This is a genomic window from Streptomyces sp. WM6386, from assembly GCF_000972385.1.
Taxonomy (GTDB): Bacteria; Actinomycetota; Actinomycetes; order Streptomycetales; family Streptomycetaceae; genus Streptomyces.
Window position 1 is genome coordinate 17,674 of sequence record NZ_JXTE01000022.1, and the last position, 21,068, is coordinate 38,741.

The 21,068-nt window shown below is 68.8% G+C and carries 21 protein-coding genes; 9 read left to right on the forward strand and 12 right to left on the reverse strand.

Annotated elements, in window-relative coordinates; translation table 11 throughout:
* Positions 1-38: 38 nt before the first annotated feature.
* Positions 39-1,205 carry an HpcH/HpaI aldolase/citrate lyase family protein gene (locus tag TN53_RS15905; RefSeq protein WP_046259133.1) on the reverse strand — a complete coding sequence of 389 codons (1,167 nt, stop codon included), beginning with the start codon at positions 1,203-1,205 and terminating at the stop codon, positions 39-41.
* Between the two features lie 196 nt (positions 1,206-1,401).
* Here TN53_RS15905 and TN53_RS15910 point away from each other — a divergent pair, with 196 nt between their 5' ends.
* Complete coding sequence (locus TN53_RS15910) at positions 1,402-2,187, forward strand: TerD family protein (protein WP_046259134.1); 786 nt, start codon at positions 1,402-1,404, stop codon at positions 2,185-2,187.
* A 137-nt stretch (positions 2,188-2,324) separates the two neighbouring features.
* Here TN53_RS15910 and TN53_RS15915 read toward each other — a convergent pair whose 3' ends face one another.
* From TN53_RS15915 to TN53_RS15940, 6 genes are all read right to left on the reverse strand, one after another.
* Positions 2,325-3,062, reverse strand: coding sequence for a TerD family protein (locus TN53_RS15915; protein WP_046259135.1), 738 nt, complete (start codon positions 3,060-3,062; stop codon positions 2,325-2,327).
* A gap of 92 nt (positions 3,063-3,154) precedes the next feature.
* Entirely contained in the window at positions 3,155-4,303 is a 1,149-nt protein-coding gene (locus TN53_RS15920; protein ID WP_046259136.1) for a DUF475 domain-containing protein, read from the reverse strand.
* 127 nt (positions 4,304-4,430) lie between these two features.
* A complete protein-coding gene (locus TN53_RS15925; RefSeq protein WP_046259137.1) occupies positions 4,431-5,006 on the reverse strand; it encodes a TerD family protein in 576 nt (191 codons plus the stop codon).
* A gap of 121 nt (positions 5,007-5,127) precedes the next feature.
* On the reverse strand, positions 5,128-5,703 hold the full coding sequence (locus TN53_RS15930) for a TerD family protein (RefSeq protein WP_046259138.1): 576 nt from the start codon (positions 5,701-5,703) through the stop codon (positions 5,128-5,130).
* A 113-nt stretch (positions 5,704-5,816) separates the two neighbouring features.
* Positions 5,817-6,275 (reverse strand): peroxiredoxin, encoded by a 459-nt coding sequence (locus TN53_RS15935; protein ID WP_046259139.1) that lies wholly within the window; start codon positions 6,273-6,275, stop codon positions 5,817-5,819.
* Between the two features lie 116 nt (positions 6,276-6,391).
* A complete protein-coding gene (locus TN53_RS15940) occupies positions 6,392-6,829 on the reverse strand; it encodes a DUF3052 domain-containing protein (protein ID WP_046259140.1) in 438 nt (145 codons plus the stop codon).
* A 363-nt stretch (positions 6,830-7,192) separates the two neighbouring features.
* On the opposite strand from TN53_RS15940, the gene aceE reads away from it, so the two are divergent.
* Positions 7,193-9,925: a pyruvate dehydrogenase (acetyl-transferring), homodimeric type gene (aceE, locus tag TN53_RS15945; RefSeq protein WP_046259141.1), complete on the forward strand. Its 2,733-nt coding sequence runs from the start codon at positions 7,193-7,195 to the stop codon at positions 9,923-9,925.
* Positions 9,926-9,996: 71 nt separating this feature from the next.
* On the forward strand, positions 9,997-10,737 hold the full coding sequence (locus TN53_RS15950) for a potassium channel family protein (RefSeq protein WP_046259142.1): 741 nt from the start codon (positions 9,997-9,999) through the stop codon (positions 10,735-10,737).
* A gap of 50 nt (positions 10,738-10,787) precedes the next feature.
* On the opposite strand, the gene TN53_RS15955 is transcribed toward TN53_RS15950, so the two are convergent.
* Positions 10,788-11,102, reverse strand: coding sequence for a hypothetical protein (locus TN53_RS15955; protein WP_046259143.1), 315 nt, complete (start codon positions 11,100-11,102; stop codon positions 10,788-10,790).
* Between the two features lie 283 nt (positions 11,103-11,385).
* Positions 11,386-13,005 carry an MFS transporter gene (locus TN53_RS15960; RefSeq protein ID WP_046259144.1) on the reverse strand — a complete coding sequence of 540 codons (1,620 nt, stop codon included), beginning with the start codon at positions 13,003-13,005 and terminating at the stop codon, positions 11,386-11,388.
* Between the two features lie 66 nt (positions 13,006-13,071).
* Here TN53_RS15960 and TN53_RS15965 point away from each other — a divergent pair, with 66 nt between their 5' ends.
* From TN53_RS15965 to TN53_RS15975, 3 genes are all read left to right on the forward strand, one after another.
* Entirely contained in the window at positions 13,072-13,698 is a 627-nt protein-coding gene (locus TN53_RS15965; RefSeq protein ID WP_046259145.1) for a TetR family transcriptional regulator, read from the forward strand.
* 82 nt (positions 13,699-13,780) lie between these two features.
* Positions 13,781-14,992 (forward strand): alpha/beta hydrolase family protein, encoded by a 1,212-nt coding sequence (locus tag TN53_RS15970; protein WP_046259146.1) that lies wholly within the window; start codon positions 13,781-13,783, stop codon positions 14,990-14,992.
* A 66-nt stretch (positions 14,993-15,058) separates the two neighbouring features.
* Entirely contained in the window at positions 15,059-15,922 is an 864-nt protein-coding gene (locus TN53_RS15975) for a DUF4429 domain-containing protein (protein ID WP_095046517.1), read from the forward strand.
* Positions 15,923-16,012: 90 nt separating this feature from the next.
* On the opposite strand, the gene TN53_RS15980 is transcribed toward TN53_RS15975, so the two are convergent.
* Positions 16,013-17,029, reverse strand: coding sequence for an aldo/keto reductase (locus tag TN53_RS15980; protein WP_046259148.1), 1,017 nt, complete (start codon positions 17,027-17,029; stop codon positions 16,013-16,015).
* Complete coding sequence (locus tag TN53_RS15985; protein ID WP_046259149.1) at positions 17,026-17,496, reverse strand: MerR family transcriptional regulator; 471 nt, start codon at positions 17,494-17,496, stop codon at positions 17,026-17,028. Before TN53_RS15985 ends, TN53_RS15980 begins: the two co-directional genes overlap by 4 nt.
* Positions 17,497-17,591: 95 nt before the next feature.
* Between TN53_RS15985 and TN53_RS15990 the strand changes: the two genes are divergently transcribed.
* Positions 17,592-18,059 carry a GNAT family N-acetyltransferase gene (locus TN53_RS15990; protein ID WP_046259150.1) on the forward strand — a complete coding sequence of 156 codons (468 nt, stop codon included), beginning with the start codon at positions 17,592-17,594 and terminating at the stop codon, positions 18,057-18,059.
* Positions 18,060-18,078: 19 nt separating this feature from the next.
* On the forward strand, positions 18,079-18,900 hold the full coding sequence (locus tag TN53_RS15995; protein WP_046259151.1) for a serine hydrolase domain-containing protein: 822 nt from the start codon (positions 18,079-18,081) through the stop codon (positions 18,898-18,900).
* 149 nt (positions 18,901-19,049) lie between these two features.
* Here the strand turns inward: TN53_RS15995 and TN53_RS16000 are convergent, their stop codons facing one another.
* Complete coding sequence (locus TN53_RS16000) at positions 19,050-19,715, reverse strand: pirin family protein (protein ID WP_095046521.1); 666 nt, start codon at positions 19,713-19,715, stop codon at positions 19,050-19,052.
* A gap of 74 nt (positions 19,716-19,789) precedes the next feature.
* On the opposite strand from TN53_RS16000, the gene TN53_RS16005 reads away from it, so the two are divergent.
* Entirely contained in the window at positions 19,790-20,995 is a 1,206-nt protein-coding gene (locus tag TN53_RS16005) for a PucR family transcriptional regulator (RefSeq protein WP_046259152.1), read from the forward strand.
* The last annotated feature ends 73 nt before the right edge of the window (positions 20,996-21,068 follow it).

Consider the following 21,068-nt stretch of genomic DNA (forward strand, 5'->3'; position numbering starts at 1 on the left):
GCGTCCCTTGTGTGTAACCGACCCAGCCACTGCGTGTCTCAGTCGGGGATTCCGGCGGCGAGCAGCTCCACGAAGCCGATGTCCTCGTTGGCCACCCCGAACACCTCGGCGCGCAGCATGGTGCGCTCGGCCCAGGCCCGGTGCGGCTTCACCTCGTTCATCTTGTTCGTGTACTGCGACCGCAGCACTCCCCCACCGCCGCGCTCCGGGCGCAGGATGTCCGCGGCGTCACTGAACTCTTCGTGACTGACCACCGACAGTGCGTGCACGGGCAGCACGTGCGAGGGGTGAATACAAGTCTTACCCATCAGACCGTTGGCCTGGTCGAGGGAGATCTCGCGGAGCAGCCCGTCCATGGCGTGCTCGATGAGCGCCTCGCGCAGTTCCTCGGCCTGGCCCTCCAGGAAGGGGCTGCGGCGCAGCTGCGGCTTGAACATGCGCTCCTGGACGCGGAAGTACTCCCAGACCGGCCCGGTGACCGTGAAGCCGGTGCCGTCGGCGCGGCCCAGCATGTTCACCACGTCGGCGATCACGGAGGCGACGATCTGAACGTCCCAGGCAGTCATGTCGGGGGCCCGGCGCAGGCCGTAGGAGGAGCAGAAGTCGGTCACGCCGAGGCGGAGCGCCAGGACCCGGTTCCGGTACTTGTCGACCGCGCGGGCGATGCCCTCCAGGGTCTCCACCCGTGACTCGCGGTACATCAGGTCCGGCGATTCCAGCACCGGCATGGCGAACAGCCGCCGCCCGCACGCCGCCTCGGCGCCGGAGAGCGCCTCCAGGAAGGGGATGCCGCGCTCTTCGGTGAACTTCGGCAGCACGAACCCGGACAGCAGCCGGACCGCGGGGCCGAGCCGCTGGACGAGGTCGGGGATCTGCTCGGGGTGGCGGACCCGGATGAAGAGCAGCGGAAGATCGGCCACCGCTCCCTCGGCGAGCTCCGTGAACTGTCGTACGAGGTTCTCCTCGGCCTCGACGACGTCCTCGTCGCCGATCGAGTCCTCCAGGCACAGCACCATCGAGACCACGCCACGCCCGACCTGTTTCAGGATGTCGTCGGCGAGCCGCGGCCTGGTGGCCGGGCTGTAGAGCGTGGCGCCCAGGGCCGCGGAGAGCAGCCGGGCCGAGGAGTCCGCGTCGAACTCGCACGGCTCCTGGTGGAAGAGGCGCTGACGCACCTCAGGGGCGATGTGCCCGAAATGACGCATATGACTCCCCCGTGGCGGCTGGGCCTCCTGTGAACGGTTCACAGGTGGCCGGTAATAGTACGTACAAACCCATGTCAGGGGTTCCCAGCGGGCATGAACTTCAGGTAACGCAGGCAAGCACGGCCGGGTCGGATTCCCTTGCGGAACCCGTACCCCCGCGTTGTCGTGACCAGGACCGAGAGGGCAGGATGACAGCATGACGCACGCCATGCTGAAGGGGTCGAACGTCCCGCTCGAAGTCACCACGGTGCGCGCCGTGGTGCGCTGGACGCCCGGGCAGGGGGTCCCGGTTGTCGACGCCTCGGCGCTGCTCCTCGGCCCCGACGGTCGTGTGCGCTCCGACGAGGACTTTGTCTTCTACAACCAGCCCCGGCACCCCTCCGGGAAGGTCTGGCGACTCGGCCAGAAGCGTGTCGCCGAGGGCCTCACCGACACGATCCAGACAGATCTGACCGGTGTCGAGTCCGACATCGGTCAGATTCTCGTGGTCGCGTCGGCGGAGGACGCCCCCTTCGACCGCGTGCCGGGCCTGCGCATCCTGCTGTACGACGCCGCGGTCGCCGACGGTGAGCCGCTGGCCTACTTCGACATCAAGCCGCAGACTGGCCGCGAGACCGCGCTGATCTGCGGGGAGCTGTACCGCCGCGGGGACGGCTGGAAGTTCCGCGCCCTGGGCGAGGGCTACTCGGACGGCCTGAAGGGCCTGGCCGGCGACTACGGCATCTCGGTGGACGAGTCGGAGGCGGCGGCACAGGAGCCGGCCCCGGAGTTCTCCCAGCCCCTGCCCCCGGAACTGCCCACGACAGCGGTCCCGCCCCAGCCGGCCTACGGCTACCCCCAGTCCCCGCCGCCGACCCAGCCGGCGTACGGCTACCCCCAGCCGACCAGCCAGCCCGCGTACGGCTACCCGCAACCGGCGACGGTGACCCCGGACCCGGACTTCCGGCTGCCCCCGCAGGGCCCGCAGTTCATCGGACGCTAGCCACAACGCCCCCAGGGGCGCGGGGCTGTATCAATGTGCGGCTGCCGCCGCGCGGGCGCGATCGGCCACGACGCACCCGCAGCCGCCATCGCACCAGGCGGCCCCGAGCTCTCAGGCAACGCGGCCCAGACCCGGCGTCAGCGTCCCGCCTTCGTCTTGAAGCCCCGCCCCCACTGCAACCCCCACCCGTACAACCGGTCCAGCTCCGCCTGGAATCCGTAGACGAACTTCACCTCACGCCGGACGACGATCTCGCCCTTGACGTTCTCGATCATCACGACAGCGCAGGAGCGGGCCTGGGGGTGACGTTCGTCGAGGCCTATCTCGATGCGCGGCCCGTTGCTCGGATACAGCGTCACGATCGCGTGCGTACGGTCGAAGGCCGGGGTCTGGTCGTAGATGTAGACGAACACCAGGATCCGCTTGATGGCGTCCTTGTGGTCGAGGTTGACGTAGATCGTCTCCCCGGACGCCGACCCGAACCGGTCGTCCCCGCTGAGCTTCACGTACGGCGCCGAGTTGACGTCCCCGAAGAGCCCGCCGAGGGGCTGCACGACGCCCTTCGTGCCGTCGGCCAGCTCGTACAGGCAGCCCAGGTCGAGGTCGACGTTGACCATGCTCTGGCTGTGCCCCATCACCTCCGGCGGCTTGAGCGCCCTGAAGGGGTGCCTGAGCAGGCTCTCCCGCTGTGGGCCGCCGAAGTCGGAGGTCCGCATCCGCCAGGCGAGGTTGATGCGCAGATGGCCCGTCTCGGCGCCCTGCTCCTTGAGGGAGACCCGGTCGTGCCGTTTGGTCAGCACGATCGAGTTGGTCGCCGCGTTGCCCGAGTCGAAGTCGGCCGCGCGTCCGCGCCGGAGTCCGTCCAAGAAGCCCATGTTCCCGCCCCCACGTTCACGTCAAAGACCGACGGGGCGGCGTCGAGGAGTCGACGCCGCCCCGCTCAGAGCGTTCCTCACCCGAGGTCGGGTCACACCCCGGACGAGACCTCAGTCTTCTCGTCCGAGCCCGCCGCTTTTCCCTCGGCTTCCGCCAGCCGCTTGTTGCGGCGTACGGAGGACCAGAAGGACCAGGCGATCAGGACGACACCGACGAGGCCGGTGATGACCTCGTGGATCTGGTACTGGATGGTGATCATGAGGATCACGGCCAGCGCACCGATCGCGTAGTGCGCGCCGTGCTCCAGGTAGACGTAGTCGTCGAGGGTGCCCTGGCGGACCAGGTACACGGTCAGCGAACGGACGTACATGGCGCCGATGCCCAGGCCCAGCGCCATCAGCACGATGTCGTTGGTGACGGCGAAGGCGCCGATCACTCCGTCGAAGGAGAAGGAGGCGTCGAGGACCTCGAGGTAGAGGAACATGAAGAACGCGGCCTTGCCGGCGAGCGCGACGGCCGAGCGTGGCTTGCCGGAGCGTGCCGCCTCTTCCTCCTCCTCGTGCTCGCGTTCCTCCTCCTCTTCGAGCTTGTCCTCGAAGTAGCCGGAGAGACCACCGACGATCATGTATGTGATCAGACCCGCGATACCGGAGAGCAGAACCGTCTCTGCCTTGTCGACGTGCGCGCCGCCGTGCTGGTGGGCATGGGTCGCGAAGGTCATGGCGGTGACGAGCAGGACGACGAGCGCGATGCAGACCGACAGCATGTCGACCTTGCCGAGCTTGGCGAGCGGGCGCTCCAGCCACGCGAGCCACTTGATGTCCCGGTCCTCGAAGATGAAGTCGAGGAAGATCATCAGCAGGAACATGCCACCGAAGGCGGCGATCGCCGGGTGGGCGTCGGTGACGAGTTCCTGGTAGTGATCCTTGTCGTTGAGCGCGAGGTCGACCGCGTCGATCGGGCCGATCTTGGCGCTGATGGCAACGATCACGACCGGGAACACCAGGCGCATGCCGAACACGGCGATGAGGACACCGACGGTGAGGAAGATCTTCTGCCAGAAGGCATTCATCTTCTTCAGGATTCCGGCGTTGACCACCGCGTTGTCGAAGGACAGCGAAATCTCGAGGATGGAGAGGATCGCCACGATGCCGAACCCGGTCCACCCCCCGTAGAAGACCGCCGCTACGAGGCCGAGCGCGGTGACCGCGAACGACCAGCCGAAGGTTTTCAGAACCACTGGCTACCCAATCCTGTATGTACGGGTCTCCCCCGCTGCCGTACTCGGCTTTTTACCGAACTTTGAAGCGGAGTCTAGTCGGCCCCCCTCCACGCCCCACCGGGCCCCGGTTTTTGCTCATATCGCGTTACGAGACGTTGACCCCGAAGTCGAGCGCGATACCCCGCAGCCCTGACGCGTACCCCTGGCCGACGGCGCGGAACTTCCATTCGCCCTGGTACCGGTAGACCTCGCCGAAGATCATCGCGGTCTCGGTGGAGGCGTCCTCGCTGAGGTCGTAGCGGGCGAGTTCCTGGCCGTCGGCCTGGTTCACCACGCGGATGAAGGCGTTGCTGACCTGCCCGAAGGTCTGGCCCCGGTTGTCGGCGTCGTGGATCGAGACCGGAAAGACGATCTTGTCGCACCGATCCGGCACCTTGGAGAGGTCGATCAGGATCGACTCGTCGTCGCCGTCGCCCTCACCGGTGAGGTTGTCGCCGGTGTGCTCCACCGAGCCGTCGGGGCTCTTGAGCTGGTTGTAGAAGACGAACCACTCGTCCCCCATGACCCGTCCGTTGTCGCAGACCAGTGCGCTGGCATCGAGGTCGAAGGGGGCTCCGGTGGTGGAGCGTGCGTCCCAGCCGAGCCCGACCATCACCTGAGTGAGGTTGGGTGCGGCCTTGGACAGGGAGACGTTGCCTCCCTTGGCGAGCGTGACGCCCATGATGCTGGTCCCTCCCCGTGTACTGCTTCCTAGGTGGTCCTGCGCTCCCCCAGAGGGGGACCCCCAGGCGCCGCACGCGACGGTGCGGCGCCTGGGGGGTGAGTGGTGCGGGTGGAACGGCTCAGACGTTCACGCCGAAGTCCTGCGCGATGCCGCGCAGGCCCGAGGCGTAGCCCTGGCCGATGGCGCGGAACTTCCACTCCGCTCCGTGCCGGTACAGCTCGCCGAAGACCATCGCCGTCTCGGTGGACGCGTCCTCGGAGAGGTCGTAGCGCGCGATCTCCGCCTCGCCGGCCTGGTTCACGACGCGGATGAACGCGTTGCGGACCTGGCCGAAGGACTGCTGACGGTTCTCGGCGTCGTAGATCGAGACCGGGAAGACGATCTTCTCGATCTCGGCCGGGACGCCCGCGAGGTTGACCTTGATCTGCTCGTCGTCGCCCTCGCCCTCACCGGTGATGTTGTCGCCGGTGTGCTCGACCGAGCCGTCGGGGCTCTTGAGGTTGTTGAAGAAGACGAAGTTCGCGTCGCTGCTCACCTTGCCCGAGCCGTCGATCAGCAGCGCGCTGGCGTCCAGGTCGAAGTCGGTGCCGGTCGTGGTGCGGACGTCCCACCCGAGACCGATGATGACCGCAGTAAGGCCGGGGGCCTCCTTGGTCAGCGATACGTTGCCGCCCTTGCTGAGGCTGACTCCCACGAGTCCTCCATTGGTGTCCAGGGGCGGGGAGCCCCGCCATGCGTTTGATACCGGATCAACGAGTCGATCCTAGTGACGGGTTCCCGCCCTACGCAGGGCTTGGAACCTAACAATCACAGGGTGTCGAGCGCCTTCACGTACTCGTTCAGATCACGGGCGTCCGGAAGGGCGTTGACGACGGTCCAGCGGACCACGCCCTCCTTGTCGATGACGAAGGTGCCGCGGACCGCGCAGCCCTTGTCCTCGGCGAAGACGCCGTAGGCGCGCGAGACCTCGCCGTGCGGCCAGAAGTCGCTGAGCAGCGGGTACTCCAGGCCCTCCTGCTCGGCGAACACGCGCAGGGTGTGGATGGAGTCGTTGGAGACGGCGAGCAGCTGGGTGTCGCGGTCGGAGAACTGCGGCAGGTTGTCGCGCAGCTCGCAGAGCTCGCCGGTGCACACCCCGGTGAAGGCGAAGGGGTAGAAGAGCAGGACGACGTTCTTGCTGCCGCGGAAGTCCGACAGCTTCACGGTCGCGCCGTGGTTGTCCTTGAGCTCGAAGTCGGGGGCCTTTTCGCCGGCCTGGATCGCCATCGTCGTGAATCCCTCTCGGGTGGACTGTTCGGGTGAGAACACCCTACGCAGCGATCACGACAGACTGACGGACGGGCTGAGTGAACTCAGCCCGTCCGGTAATGACTAGCGGAGGGTCACCGCTTGGACTTGGCTGCCTTCGGCGTCACCAGCCGGCTGCCGCTCCAGTCCTTGCCGACGCTGACGCTCTTGGAGGCGGAGAGCCCCGCCGTCGTCGCGGCTTCGGAGATGTCGCTGGGCTCGACGTAGCCGTCGCGGCCGGTCTTCGGCGTCAGCAGCAGGATCGAGCCGCCCTCCTCGATGTACGTGGTGGCGTCCACCAGTACGTCGGTGAGGTCGCCGTCGTCGTCGCGGAACCAAAGCACTACGGCATCGGCGACGTCGTCGTATTCCTCGTCCATCAGCTCACTGCCGATGACTTCCTCAATGGACTCGCGGAGCTCCTGGTCGACGTCGTCGTCGTAGCCGATCTCCTGGACCACCTGCTCGGGCTGGAACCCCAGCCTTGCGGCAGGGTTCGTCCGCTCCTCCGCGTGGTCCGCGGTCGCGCTCACGGGTTGCCTCCTGATCATGTTTCGGGAATAACTCAGCCACGCGCGTGCGCGAAGCATTGGCCGTAGTCCACACGGGCGGGACGGATCGCGCAAGTACCCGGCCGTTCAGACCGCCGAAACGGTGACGTTCCTGGCCGTGTCACCGCAACTCCAGGCACACGATTGTGGTCATAAGTGACCTACACCACACCTTTCTGCCCGGTTTGTGGCATTGGGAACCCGAGTGAGGCTCGAGGAACCCGTGAAGAGCCCTGGTTACCAATCAGTAGAGATGACGTTTGCTTTTCCGAGGTACACGATGGGGAGCGGTGCAGACCTCCCGCATATCCATGGAAAACAGCCCTCTGACAGCGAAGGAACAGCGTGGCTTCCGGATCCGATCGCAATCCGATCATCATTGGCGGCCTTCCGAGTCAGGTTCCTGACTTCGATCCCGAGGAAACCCAGGAGTGGCTCGACTCCCTCGACGCCGCCGTCGACGAGCGCGGCCGCGAGCGGGCCCGCTACCTGATGCTGCGGCTGATCGAGCGGGCCCGCGAGAAGCGCGTGGCCGTGCCTGAGATGCGCAGCACGGACTACGTCAACACCATCGCCACCAAGGACGAGCCGTTCTTCCCGGGCAACGAGGAGATCGAGCGCAAGATCCTCAACGCGACCCGCTGGAACGCCGCTGTCATGGTGTCCAGGGCCCAGCGCCCCGGCATCGGCGTCGGCGGCCACATCGCCACCTTCGCCTCCTCGGCCTCGCTCTACGACGTCGGCTTCAACCACTTCTTCCGCGGCAAGGACGAGGGCGACGGCGGCGACCAGGTCTTCTTCCAGGGCCACGCCTCCCCGGGCATCTACGCGCGCGCGTACCTGCTGGACCGCCTGAGCGAGGGGAACCTCGACGCCTTCCGCCAGGAGAAGTCGAAGGCGCCCCACGGCCTGTCCAGCTACCCGCACCCGCGCCTGATGCCGGACTTCTGGGAGTTCCCGACCGTGTCGATGGGCCTCGGCCCGATCGGCGCGATCTACCAGGCCCGGATGAACCGCTACATGCACGCGCGCGGGATCGCCGACACCTCCAAGTCGCATGTGTGGGCCTTCCTCGGCGACGGCGAGATGGACGAGCCCGAGTCGCTCGGCCAGCTGACGATCGCCGCCCGTGAGGGCCTGGACAACCTGACCTTCGTCGTCAACTGCAACCTCCAGCGCCTCGACGGCCCGGTACGCGGCAACGGCAAGGTCATCCAGGAGCTGGAGTCGGTCTTCCGCGGCGCCGGCTGGAACGTCGTCAAGCTGGTCTGGGACCGCTCCTGGGACCCGCTGCTGGCCCAGGACCGCGACGGTCTGCTGGTCAACCGGATGAACACCACGCCGGACGGCCAGTACCAGACGTACGCCACCGAGACCGGCGCGTACATCCGCGACCACTTCTTCGGCGACGACCAGCGGCTGCGCGCGATGGTCGAGAACATGACCGACGACCAGATCCTGCACCTGGGCCGCGGCGGTCACGACCACAAGAAGATCTTCGCCGCGTTCTCGGCGGCCAAGGCGCACAAGGGCCAGCCGACGGTGATCCTCGCCAAGACCGTCAAGGGCTGGACGCTGGGCCCGAACTTCGAGGGCCGCAACGCCACGCACCAGATGAAGAAGCTGACGGTCGACGACCTCAAGGGCTTCCGCGACCGGCTGCACATCCCGATCACCGACCAGGAGCTGGAGTCCGGCGCCCCGCCGTACTACCACCCGGGCCGGGACTCGGAGGAGATCCAGTACATGCACGACCGCCGCAACTCGCTCGGCGGTTACGTCCCCACCCGTGTCGTGCGCGCCAAGCCGCTCGCACTGCCGGACGACAAGACGTACGCGACCGTGAAGAAGGGTTCCGGGCAGCAGTCGATCGCCACCACCATGGCCTTTGTACGACTGCTCAAGGACCTCATGCGGGACAAGGAACTCGGCAAGCGGTTCGTACTGATCGCGCCGGACGAGTACCGCACGTTCGGCATGGACTCATTCTTCCCGAGTGCGAAGATCTACAACCCGCTGGGCCAGCAGTACGAGTCCGTGGACCGCGAACTGCTGCTCGCGTACAAGGAGTCCCCGACCGGTCAGATGCTGCACGACGGCATCTCCGAGGCGGGCTGCACGGCCTCCCTGATCGCGGCGGGCTCGGCCTACGCCACGCACGGCGAGCCGCTCATCCCGGTCTACGTCTTCTACTCGATGTTCGGTTTCCAGCGCACCGGCGACCAGTTCTGGCAGATGGCCGACCAGCTGGCGCGCGGTTTCGTCCTGGGTGCGACCGCCGGACGTACGACGCTGACCGGTGAGGGTCTGCAGCACGCCGACGGGCACTCGCAGCTGCTCGCCTCGACCAACCCGGGCTGTGTCGCCTACGACCCGGCGTACGGCTTCGAGATCGCGCACATCGTGCAGGACGGTCTGCGCCGGATGTACGGTCCGGACAGCGAGGACGTCTTCTACTACCTCACCGTCTACAACGAGCCGATCCAGCACCCGGCCGAGCCTGCGAGCGTGGACGTCGAGGGCATCCTCAAGGGCATCCACCGCTACAGCGAGGGCACTTCGGGCACCATCCCGGCGCAGGTCATCGCGTCCGGTGTCGCCGTGCCGTGGGCCATCGAGGCGCAGAAGATCCTCGCCGAGGAGTGGAACGTCAAGGCGGACGTCTGGTCGGCGACCTCCTGGAACGAGCTGCGGCGCGAGGCGGTCGACGTCGAGCGGCACAACCTGCTGCACCCCGAGGAGGAGCAGCGGGTGCCGTATGTGACGCGGAAGCTGTCGGGTGCGCAGGGTCCGTTCGTCGCCGTGTCCGACTGGATGCGGGCGGTGCCGGACCAGATCGCGCGCTGGGTGCCGGGGACGTACCAGTCGCTGGGCGCGGACGGGTTCGGCTTCGCGGACACCCGGGGCGCCGCGCGGCGGTTCTTCCACATCGACGCGCAGTCGATCGTGGTGGGCGTGCTGACCGAGCTGGCCCGGGAGGGCAAGGTCGACCGGTCCGTGCTGAAGCAGGCCATCGACCGGTACCAGCTGCTCGACGTGTCGGCGGCCGACCCGGGCGCCGCCGGAGGCGACGCGTAGGCATCGCAGTGACGTGAAGGGCGGTGGGGCTGATGTCCCCACCGCCCTTACCTTTTCTTTACGATGCGGTCATGAAGGAACAACCGGCGCAGGACCGTTGGGAACACCTCACCCAGCGGCCCCTGATGGCGCTCGCGGTGCTGTTCGCCGTCGCCTATGCCGTGCCGATCGTGGACGACGCGGCCGGCCGGTCGCTCACGACCGTGTGCACGGCGATCGAGTGGACGGTGTGGGGCGCGTTCGCCGTCGACTACCTCGTACGGCTGTCGCTCTCCCGGGACCGGCGGCGGTTCGTGCGCAAGCACTGGCTCGACCTGTGCGCGGTGCTGCTGCCGCTGCTTCAGCCGCTCCGGCTGCTGCGGCTGGTCGCCACCCTGCTGCTGGTGCAGCGGCGAGCACGGATGGCCTCGCAGATCCGGCTGACGACGTATGTCGCGGGCGCGGTGGTCGGGTTGCTGATGTTCGGCTCGCTCGCGGTGCTCTCGGTGGAGCGGGACTCGCCGGACGGGAACATCCGGACGCTGGGTGACGCGGTGTGGTGGTCGTTCACCACGATGACGACCGTGGGGTACGGGGACCACGCGCCGACCACCGGACTGGGCCGGATCATCGCGGTGGGGCTGATGCTCTCCGGCATCGCACTGCTCGGTGTCGTCACCGCGAACATCGCGGCCTGGTTCATCGCCCGCTTCGAGAAGGACGACGTGGAGGAGCGGCGCCAGACGGAGGCGATCGTGGCGCTGACCGAGGAAGTGAGGGCGCTGCGGGCCCAGGTGACCGCGTTGCAGGAGCAGCAGTCGGTCAGACACTGAGGTGGGCCCCCGGCCCATCCACCGGGGGCCCTCCCCTCACTCCCCCCGGCTCAGAACATGCCGCTTCCGGGGGATGCCGCTCCGGCCAGCCAGATGACGGCCAGGAGCGTGTCTATGGCACCCAGTACGACGGCGACCAGGGCCGTCACCGGGCGGGAGCCCGTCCAGCTACGGCCCATTCCGAGCCAGCCGGCCACGATCGCGATCGGGCCGAGGATGATCCCCAGTACGAAGAACCCCGCGACCGCGCAGATGACACCGACGATTCCGAGCGTCGCGCGATCCGGCCCGGTCCGTGACCACGTCCGGCCACGTGAGCGGGGGTGCCTGCGCGTACGCGCGCCGTTTCCGAAGCCCGCCATCATCAACAACTCCCTGAACCCCTAGGCAGATTGGGTTCGGGAGGGCGAGTACCCCCGCTGCGGGGCTCAATCCTTTGGCCTTGCGGCGCGCCGCCCCCCTCCGGCAGCGCGCCGCAGCACCGGCCGCCCTCCTCGGCATATGCACTGCCGTGCGGAGGGCTTGACTAACTGTGACCTGCGGCGCGTACCGGGGGCGAGGAATCTTTAGCGTCTTCACCCTGATAGGCGAAGTCGCCTGAAATCCCGTCAGTTTCGACCCGCGGAGACTCCCGCGGGACAGGACCCGTCAGACGTGGCCCACTCCCGCGCCCGCCTCCGCGTTCTCGCCGCGCTTGGTGAGCAGGGCGACGAAGACGGCGATGGCGGCGACTCCGGCGGCGACCAGGGACGCCAGGCTCATGCCGGAGATGAAGGTGTCGTGGGCGACGTCCGCGATCTTCGCGGCGATGGATTCCGGGGTGCCCGGGGCGACGGGCGGCACACCGGCCTGGACGGCCTCGGAGGCCTGGGCCTCCTGGGCCGCGGTGAGCGGCGGCAGTCCCGCGTCCTTCCAGTTGCCGGCGAGGTCGCTGTCGACCTTGGAGGCCATCACGGCGCCCAGGACGGCGGTGCCGAGGCTGCCGCCGATCTGCATCGCGGCCTGCTGGAGACCGCCGGCGACACCGGAGAGCTCCAGCGGCGCGTTGCCGACGATGACCTCGGTGGCGCCGACCATGACCGGGGCGAGGCCGAGGCCCAGCAGGGCGAACCACAGGGACATGACCGCGCTGCTGGTGTCCGTCTCCAGCGTGGACATGCCGTACATGGCGATCGCGGTGGCCGCCATGCCGCCGGCCAGCGGGATGCGCGGGCCCAGCTTGGTGATCATCACGCCCGCGAGCGGGGAGCCGACGATCATCATGCCGGTGAGCGGGAGGAGGTGGAGGCCGGCGTCGATCGGGCTCATCCCGTGCACGTTCTGGAGGTAGAACGTCACGAAGAACAGGCCGCCCATGAAGGCGATGGCCATGAGGACCATCAGGACCACGCCCGCGGACAGCGCGACCGAGCGGAACAGGCCCAGCGGGATCAGCGGCTCCTTCACCTTGGTCTCCCAGAAGGCGAAGAGCGCGAAGCCCAGGACCGAGGCGGCGATGAAGGCCCACGTCTGTCCGGCGCCCCAGCCCCATGTCGGGGCCTTGATCAGGGCCCAGACCAGGCAGAACATGGCGGCCGACAGCAGCGCGATACCGAGGACGTCGAAGGAGCGCGGGGCGTTCTCGGCGCGGTGGTCCAGGAGGATCAGGACGCCCAGGACCAGGGCGAGGATGCCGACCGGCACGTTGATGAAGAACACCGACTGCCAGTTGACGTGCTCGACGAGGACACCGCCGAGGATCGGGCCGCCCGCGGTGGAGGCGCCGATGACCATGCCCCAGATGCCGATGGCCATGTTGAGCTTCTCGGCCGGGAAGGTCGCCCGCAGCAGGCCGAGCGCGGCCGGCATCAGCAGGGCGCCGAACAGGCCCTGGAAGACACGGAAGGTCACGACGGCCGCGACACTGTCGGACAGGCCGATCGCGCCGGAGGCGGCCGCGAAGCCGACCACGCCTATCAGGAAGGTCTGCCGGTGGCCGAAGCGGTCGCCGAGCTTGCCCGCGGTGATCAGGCAGACCGCGAGGGCCAGGAAATAGCCGTTGGTGATCCACTGCACATCGGCGAACGTGGCGCCGAGGTCTTCCTTGATGACCGGGTTGGCGATGGCGACGATGGTGCCGTCGAGGGCGACCATCATGACGCCTACGGCGACGGTGATGAGGGTGAACCAGGGGTGGCCGCGCAGCCCTGAGGCCCGCGCCCCCTCCGACGGGGCGGCCGGCCTGCCGTCCTCCGGCCCCGTCTTGTCGAGCGTGGTCTGACTAGTCATACTCCGAGGCTAATGACAGCCGCTGACAATTGACAAACTGTTTCATAAGTCGGTAACTGACACAGCATGGAAACCCTGCGCGAACGCAAGAAACAGCGCACCCGCGAGGCGCTGGTTCGAGCCGCCCTCGAGCTGTTCACCACCCGGGGCTACGACGGGACGACCGTCGACGACATCACGGAAGCCGTCGAGGTCTCGCAGCGCACCTTCTTCCGCTACTTCGCCAACAAGGAGGAGGCCGCCCTCGCCGTCGTGGAGATGGCCGTCGCGCACTTCATCGAGGCGGTGCGCGAGCGGCCGCCGCACGAGGCGCCGCTGGAGGCGATGCGCCAGGCGGTCCTGGAGGGCTGGGACTCGCTCAACGACGTGATCGAGTCCGTCGTACCGGTGGAGCTCTACCTGCAGATGTACCGGGTGATCGAGTCGACTCCGGTGCTGCTCGCCGCCCATCTGCGACGCTCCATGGAGGTCGAGGAGACCCTGGCGCGTGTGATCGCCGAGCGCGAGGGCCTGGACGTGGCGGCCGACCCGCGGCCGCGGCTCGCGGTGGCCGTCTTCAGCGGGGTGATGCGGGTGACGGAACGGCAGTGGAGCGCGGCAGCGGACTTCAGCCTGGACGCGATGCGGACGCTCACCGTTTCGTATCTCGAACAGGTGGGTCCAGCACTGACGGAGAACTGGCGAACACACTGAGGTCATCGCCACGCCCACCGAAACGTGACCTCCGTCACTCGGTTAACGCGAGACCCTCTCGTTCTCCTAGTGTGTCCTTTCAGTGACTTCCTTCGACACCTCTCCCCAGTTGAACGCCTGGCGGGCACTGCTCGCGCTGGCCGTGGTGTTCGTGATGCTCGCGACCACCGGCTGGACCGCCCTGCGCAACCAGCAGAACACGACCCCGCTCCAGAGCTCACTCAGCTCCTGGGAGCACGGCCGGATAGCCGGACACCGGCTGCCGGACCCGGACGACTCGACCTCCACCGCGCTCTCGCGCTTCTTCGCCTCGCTGACCGCTCAGCAGCGCTCCACCCTCGCCCGCCGCTATCCCCTCGCGGTCGGCAACATGAACGGCGCCCCCGTCGAGCTGCGCTACCGCGCCAACCGCATCGCGCTCGGCCAGGCCCGCAAGGTCGAGCTGAAACGCATGCACGACAGCCGGCTCTCGGCCGACGGGCAACGCCAGGCGGGTCACCGTATGCATCGCTTCGAGGCGCTGATGAACACCAAGCGCAAGATCCTCGCCTTCGACCCGCAGGGCTCCGGGCGGGTCGCCGAGGTCTTCGGCGATCTGAACAAGGCGCAGCGGATCTCGGTCGTCGTCCCCGGCGTCGACACCGATCTGCTCACCTTCCAGCGCACCTACCGCAAGTACTCGGCCCCGGTCGGCATGGCCAAGTCGCTGTACGCCGCGGAGAAGGCGGCGAGCCCCTCGACGCGTACGGCCGTCATCGCCTGGGCCGACTACACCGCCCCCGGCGGCCTCGGCCTCGACTCGGCGACCGCGACGCGCGCCGAGGGCGGTGCCGTCCGGCTGAACGCGCTGGTGCGCGCGCTGCCCGGCAGCAAGCCTGTCTCCCTGTTCTGCCACAGCTACGGCTCGGTGGTGTGCGGGGTCGCCGCGCACACCCTGCCGGAGCGGGTGGCCGACATCGCGGTGGCCGGCAGCCCCGGGATGCGGGCCACCAACGCCGCCCAGCTGCACACCTCGGCCCAGGTGTGGGCGATGCGGGACGCCGACGACTGGATCCAGGACGTGCCGTACCTGGAACTCGGCGGCCTGGGCCACGGTGCCGACCCGGTGTCCTCCGCGTTCGGGGCACGGGTGCTTTCGGCGGAGGACGCGAAAGGGCACAGCGGCTATTTCGAGCCGGGCACCGAGAGCCTGCTGAACTTCGCCGAGATCGGCGTCGGCGCATATCGCTCGGTGCACTGTGCCAAGGACGACGAAGCCTGCCGCGCCGGTTTGTCCGGCACCGTGGCGGGCTGACGCGCGTAGAGACGCAGGAATTGCGGTCTGCGCAGGGAGGCGACGGAGGAGCTCGTGCCGCATACGATGAGCCGCATGGGTGACGTACTGGCCGGATTTCATGCCGCCTGGGAGTTCGAGTCCGACTCCGTCCTCATCCGTTACGAACGGGGGATTCGAACACCCAAGCTCTTCCAGTCCCTGGGAGAGCGACGGATCCCCCTCTCGGCACTGTCCGGCGTGACACTGACCCCCGGCAAGCGCGGCACGATGGTGCTGCGCGCCGAACCCCGTCCCGGCGCCGATCCGTTGATGGAGGCGGCCGCGGGGCAGCTCAAGGAAGGGTGCGATCCGTACCGCCTCGTGCTGCCCGCCGAGCGGGAGGTGCTCGCCGAGTACTACGCCGACGAGTTGCGTGCCCTGCTGAAGCCGGACGACGGTGAGCCGGCCGAGCGCTTTCTGGTGCCGGCGCCCGAAGTGCCGCTGTCCTTCAAGGCGTACGACGGGAAAGCGTCCTTCGACGGGAAGACCGTGCACTTCCGGTGGTTCTGGACGGGCGCGTCCTCGGCGAAGTGGAAGGCCGGCGACCAGAGTTTCCCGGTCACCGACCTCGGTGGGGTGGAGTGGCGCTCGCCCGAGGTGTTCGAGGGGCATCTGCGGCTGATCCCGCGGGACGGTGACGGGCAGCCGGTGCAGGCCGACCAGGATCCGGCCGCCGTGGTGTTCGGACTGGGATACGGGCCGGTGCACGAGTCGTTGCCGTTCGCTGCGGCGGTGCTGGCGGCGGTTCGGGAGCGGGGGCCGGTCGCGGCGGTGCCGGCCAGTGCGCCGAGGCGCGATCCGGCCGACATCGCCGAGCGCATTCGTCATCTCGGGGAGCTGCACCAAGCGGGGCTTGTCACGGATGAGGAGTTCTCCGTGAAGAAGGCGGAGTTGTTGGCGGAGCTCTGAGGTGCGTGGTCGGATGCGGGTTGTGTGTGACTGGTCGCGCCCACGCGGCGGTAGCCGCACATCGATACAGCCCCGCGCCCCTGGGGCGTTCTACTCACGTCCGGCAGAGGTGAACGTCATGTCCGCGTAGCGGTCGCCTGCCACCTTGCCTGCGATCGGCTCCAGCAACGCCAGCTGTTCTTCCGTGAGTTCGATCCTTGTCGCCGCCGCGTTCTCTGCCACCCGGCCCGGCTTCCGCGTGCCCGGGATCGGAACGACCGTCAGGTCGTGGGCCTGGGCCTGGTGCTGGACCCAGGCCAGGGCTATCTGGCCCGGGGAGGCACCGTGGGCCTCGGCGACCGTGCGGATCGGGTCCAGGAGGGCCGCGTTCGTGGCCGCGTTGTCGCCGGTGAAGCGGGGCTGGTGGCGGCGGAAGTCGTCGGCTGTCAGATCCTTGTCGGCGTTGGCGAAGGAGCCGGTCAGGAAGCCTCGGCCCAGCGGGGAGTACGGGACGAGGGCGACGCCCAGGTCACGGGCGGCCGGGACCACGCCCGCCTCGATGTCGCGGCTGAACAGGGACCACTCCGACTGCACGGCCGCGATGGCGTGGACGGTCTGGGCCGTGCGCAGCTCCGTGCCGGTGACCTCGCTCAGGCCCAGGTGCTTGACCTTGCCCTCGCGGACCAGCTCGGCCATGGTGGCGACGGTCTCCTCGATCGGCACGTTCGGATCGCGCCGGTGCATGTAGTAGAGGTCGATCACGTCGACGTCGAGTCGCTTCAGGCTCGCCTCGACGGCCTGGCGGATGTACGGGGCGTCGTTGCGGATGACGCGCCGGGTCGGGTCGTCCGGCGGGATCGACAGGGCGAACTTCGTGGCGATGACGACCTCGTCACGGTGGGCTTTGAAGAACGGCGAGAGGAACTTCTCGTTCTCCCCCGCGCCGTAGGCGTCCGCCGTGTCGTACAGGGTGACGCCGAGTTCCAGGGCCCGCTCCAGGGTCGCCCGGGACTCGCCCGTGTCCGTGGGGCCGTAAGCGAAGCTCATGCCCATGCAGCCCAGGCCCTGCACCCCCACCTCGGGGCCGTCGGCGCCCAGTCGTGCGGTCGGGATCCTGCTGTCGGTCATCCGGCCTTCTCCGTTTCGTAGCGGTGACCGGCATCGGCGTAGAAGCTGATCTTCCGGTCGAGTACGGCGAGCGTGTCCTGCAGTTCCGTGATCCGGGTCAGGACGTCGCGGCGGGTCGACTCCAGCAGTTCGAAGCGCTCGCCGAAGGTGTGGTCGCCCTCGCGGACCAGTTCCGCGTAGCGCACCATGTCGGCGACCGGCATCCCGGTGAGCCGGAGCTTGCCGACGAAGTCGAGCCAGTCCAGGTCGCGGTTGCTGTAGCGGCGCTGACCGGTGTGCGAGCGGTCGATGTGCGGCATCAGGCCGATGCGCTCGTACCAGCGCAGCGTGTGCGCGGTCAGCCCGGTGAAGGCGACGACCTCGCTGATCGTGTAGCTGTCCTGGCCCTGGGGGCGCCGGTGCGGGTGCGGCGGGGCGCTGCAGCTGTCGGTCCTGGTACCCGTCGTGGTGGTCTCCATCACCGTCATGGCCTCAACGCTATGACCTTGGAGTGCACTCCAAGCAAGCGAAACCGGTAAGAATTCGCGGGACGTCGACCGGGCGGGGGGCTAGCGTGCGGGACATGAGTCTCGTACGACGTGCCGCGCCCGAGGACGCCGGGGAAGTGCTGCGGCTCCGGCAGGTGATGATCGACTCGATGGCCGGCACCGATCCGTCCACCCAGTGGCATGCCGGGTCCCTGCCCGCCCTTCAGGGGCGGTTGGCGGACCCGGACGGGGACTTCCCGGTGTTCGTCGTGGATCACCCGGAGCGGCCGGGAGCGGCGGCGATGGCGGCCGGGACGCTGGAGTACCGGATCGGGCGGGCGGACAATCCGCACGGGCGGGTCGGCTACGTCTTCAGCGTCGCGACCGACCCCGACGCCCGCCGTCGCGGCTACGCGCGGGCGTGCATGACGGAACTGCTGGCGTGGCTCCGCGAGCGGGGCGCCGCCCACGTCGACCTGAACGCCTCCGCGCAGGCCGAGCCGCTCTACACCTCCCTCGGTTTCGTCCGCAAGCCGGACCCCTCGATGCGGCTGGCACTGTGACCGGCATAGTCTCGACGGCATGTCGCTGAAGAGCCTCGCCCTGATCGAGAACTGGCCCGTTCCGACCGCCGCCGCGGCCGTCGTACGGGCGGACGGGACCCTGCTCGGTACACACGGTCCTGTCGGGCACCGGTTCCCGCTGGCATCGGTCACCAAGCCGCTCGCGGCCTACGCGGCGCTCGTCGCGTACGAGGAGGGCGCGATCGAACTCGACGAGCCGGCCGGGCCCGCGGGGTCGACGGTGCGGCATCTGCTGGCGCACACCTCGGGGCTCGCCTTCGACGAGCACCGGGTGACGGCACCGGCCGGTGAGCGGCGGCTGTACTCCAACGCCGGGTTCGAGCAGTTGGGCGACCACATCGCGAAGGCGACGGACATCGCGTTCGCGGAGTATCTGCGGCAGGCCGTGCTGGAGCCGCTGGGCATGGTGTCGACCTCGCTGGAGGGCTCGCCGGCCAAGGACGGGGTCTCGACGGTCGAGGACCTGGTCCGGTTCGCCGCCGAGGTCCAGGCGCCTCGGCTGCTGGATCCCCGTACGGTCGCGGACGCGATGACGGTGCAGTACCCGGGTACCAAGGGTGTCCTGCCGGGATACGGCCACCAGAGCCCCAACGACTGGGGGCTCGGCTTCGAGATCCGTGACTCCAAGTCGCCGCACTGGACGGGGGGTTCGTCCTCCCCTCGTACCTTCGGGCACTTCGGGCAGTCCGGTACGTTCCTGTGGATCGACCCCGTCGCGGGCGCGGCCTGCGTGGCACTGACCGACCGCGCCTTCGGGCCCTGGGCCGTCGAGGCGTGGCCGGCCTTCACGGACGCGGTACTCACGGACCTGCGGGGCTGAGGCCGCCTTTTCCTCACCCCCGCCGCCCCTACCCGTTCCCATCCCTGGGGGCTGCGCCCCCAGACCCCGCTTCGGCCCTGAACGGGCCTCGTCCTCAAACGCCGGACGGGCTGACATTGCCTGGGGGTCCAGGGGCGAGATCAAACGCCTCACGAAACCGTGGGGTCCGACATCTCCCAGATCAGCAGTTCCGCCGTCGTCAGAGCCGCCGTGTCCAGGTTCTCGGCGTCCGTGACGCGGGCCGCGTCGCCCGGGTGCAGGTGTGCGCCGGCCAGGTGTACTTCGCCGCGGACGACGTGGACGTACAGGTGTCGACCGTCCGGCACCGCCGTCCGCTCACCGACCGCGAGCCGGCGTACGTGCAGCATCGCCGCGGCCTCCGGGACGGCGTACGGGGTTGAGTCGGCGATGCCGCGGACGATCTCGTAGGACGGTTCGCCGCCGGGCTCCAGTGGGGCCAGCCACATCTGCACGAAGGTCAGGGGGCTCTCGCCGTCGTTGCGCTCCACGTGGCGGACGCCCGCGGCCGAGCTGAGGCGCTGTACGTCACCGGCCCGCACAGTCGTCTCGCGGCCCGTCGAGTCGCGGTGGGTGAGCTCGCCCTCGACCACCCACGTCACGATCTCGGTGTGGCTGTGCGGATGCTCGTCGAACCCGGCGCCGGAGCCGAGCCGCTCCTCGTTGCAGGCGATCAGCGCGCCGAAACGGAGATTGTCGGGGTCGTAGTGCGGGCCGAAGGAGAAGGCGTGGAACGACGCGATCCCGGCCGCCGGATCGCCCCCTGGGTAGCGCTCAGCGGCGCGCCGTACGTCCATCACGGACCCCACCGTAGCCCTCACCCGGTACCCGGCGGAGCGCACTCACGTCCGGATAAGGCAGTCTTGTCCCCGTGCCCGAACCCGAAGCCAGCAACACCGAAGCCTTCGCACGTGACTCCCATCCGCACTCGGCGACCCTGAAGCGGCTGGAGAAGTCGGCCGGGTCCCTGGCCGCGCAGGCCATCGCGCGGATGGACGAGACGCTGTCGTGGTACCGGGCCATGCCCCCGGAGAACCGTTCCTGGATCGGGCTGGTCGCACAGGCCGGTATCGCCGCGTTCACCGAGTGGTTCCGGCATCCCGACGCCCCGCAGGCGATCTCCACCGATGTGTTCGGAACCGCTCCGCGCGAGCTGACCCGGGCCATCACGCTGCGGCAGACCGTGGAGATGGTGCGCACCACCATCGAGGTCATGGAGTCCGCCATCGACGAGGTGGCCGCTCCCGGTGACGAGTCCATCCTGCGCGAGGCCCTCCTCGTCTACGCCCGCGAGATCGCCTTCGCCACCGCCCAGGTCTACGCCCAGGCCGCCGAGGCACGCGGTGCCTGGGACGCCCGCCTGGAGTCCCTGGTCGTCAACGCCGTGCTCAGCGGTGAGGCCGACGAGGGGGCCGTCAGCCGGGCCGCCGCGCTGGGCTGGAACGCGCCCGAGCATGTGTGCGTCGTCCTCGGCACCGCGCCCGACGGTGACTCCGAGCTGACCGTCGAGGCGATCCGGCGGGCCGCCCGGCACGCCAAGCTCCAGGTGCTCACCGGGGTCCTCGGGGACCGGCTCGTCGTGATCGCCGGCGGCAGCGACAACCCGCTCGCCGTCGCCAAGTCGCTGATCGGGCCCTATGCCGCGGGACCCGTGGTCGCCGGGCCCGTCGTACCCGATCTGCTGGCCGCCACCCGCTCCGCGCAGGCCGCCGCGGCGGGACTCAAAGCCGGTACCGCCTGGCAGGACGCCCCGCGCCCGGTACTGGCGGACGATCTGCTTCCGGAGCGCGCCATCGCGGGGGACCCGAGCGCGCGCGAGCAGCTGGTGGAGGAGATCTACAGACCACTGGAGGAAGCCGGTTCAGCTCTCCTGGAGACGCTCTCGGTCTATCTCGAACAGGCGAGCAGTCTCGAAGGCGCCGCCCGGATGCTCTTCGTCCATCCCAACACCGTGCGCTACCGGCTTCGACGTGTGACTGACGTCACCGGCTGGTCACCCTCCGACGTACGATCCGCGTTCACACTGCGGATCGCCCTCATCCTGGGGCGTCTGGTCGACGGGGATATCCAGCTCTAGGCTTTTGTCGGGGGTCCACAAAACCCCCTGCTGTTCTTCGTCCCTGTCCCCACGGGCGGGCATGCCCGTCCAC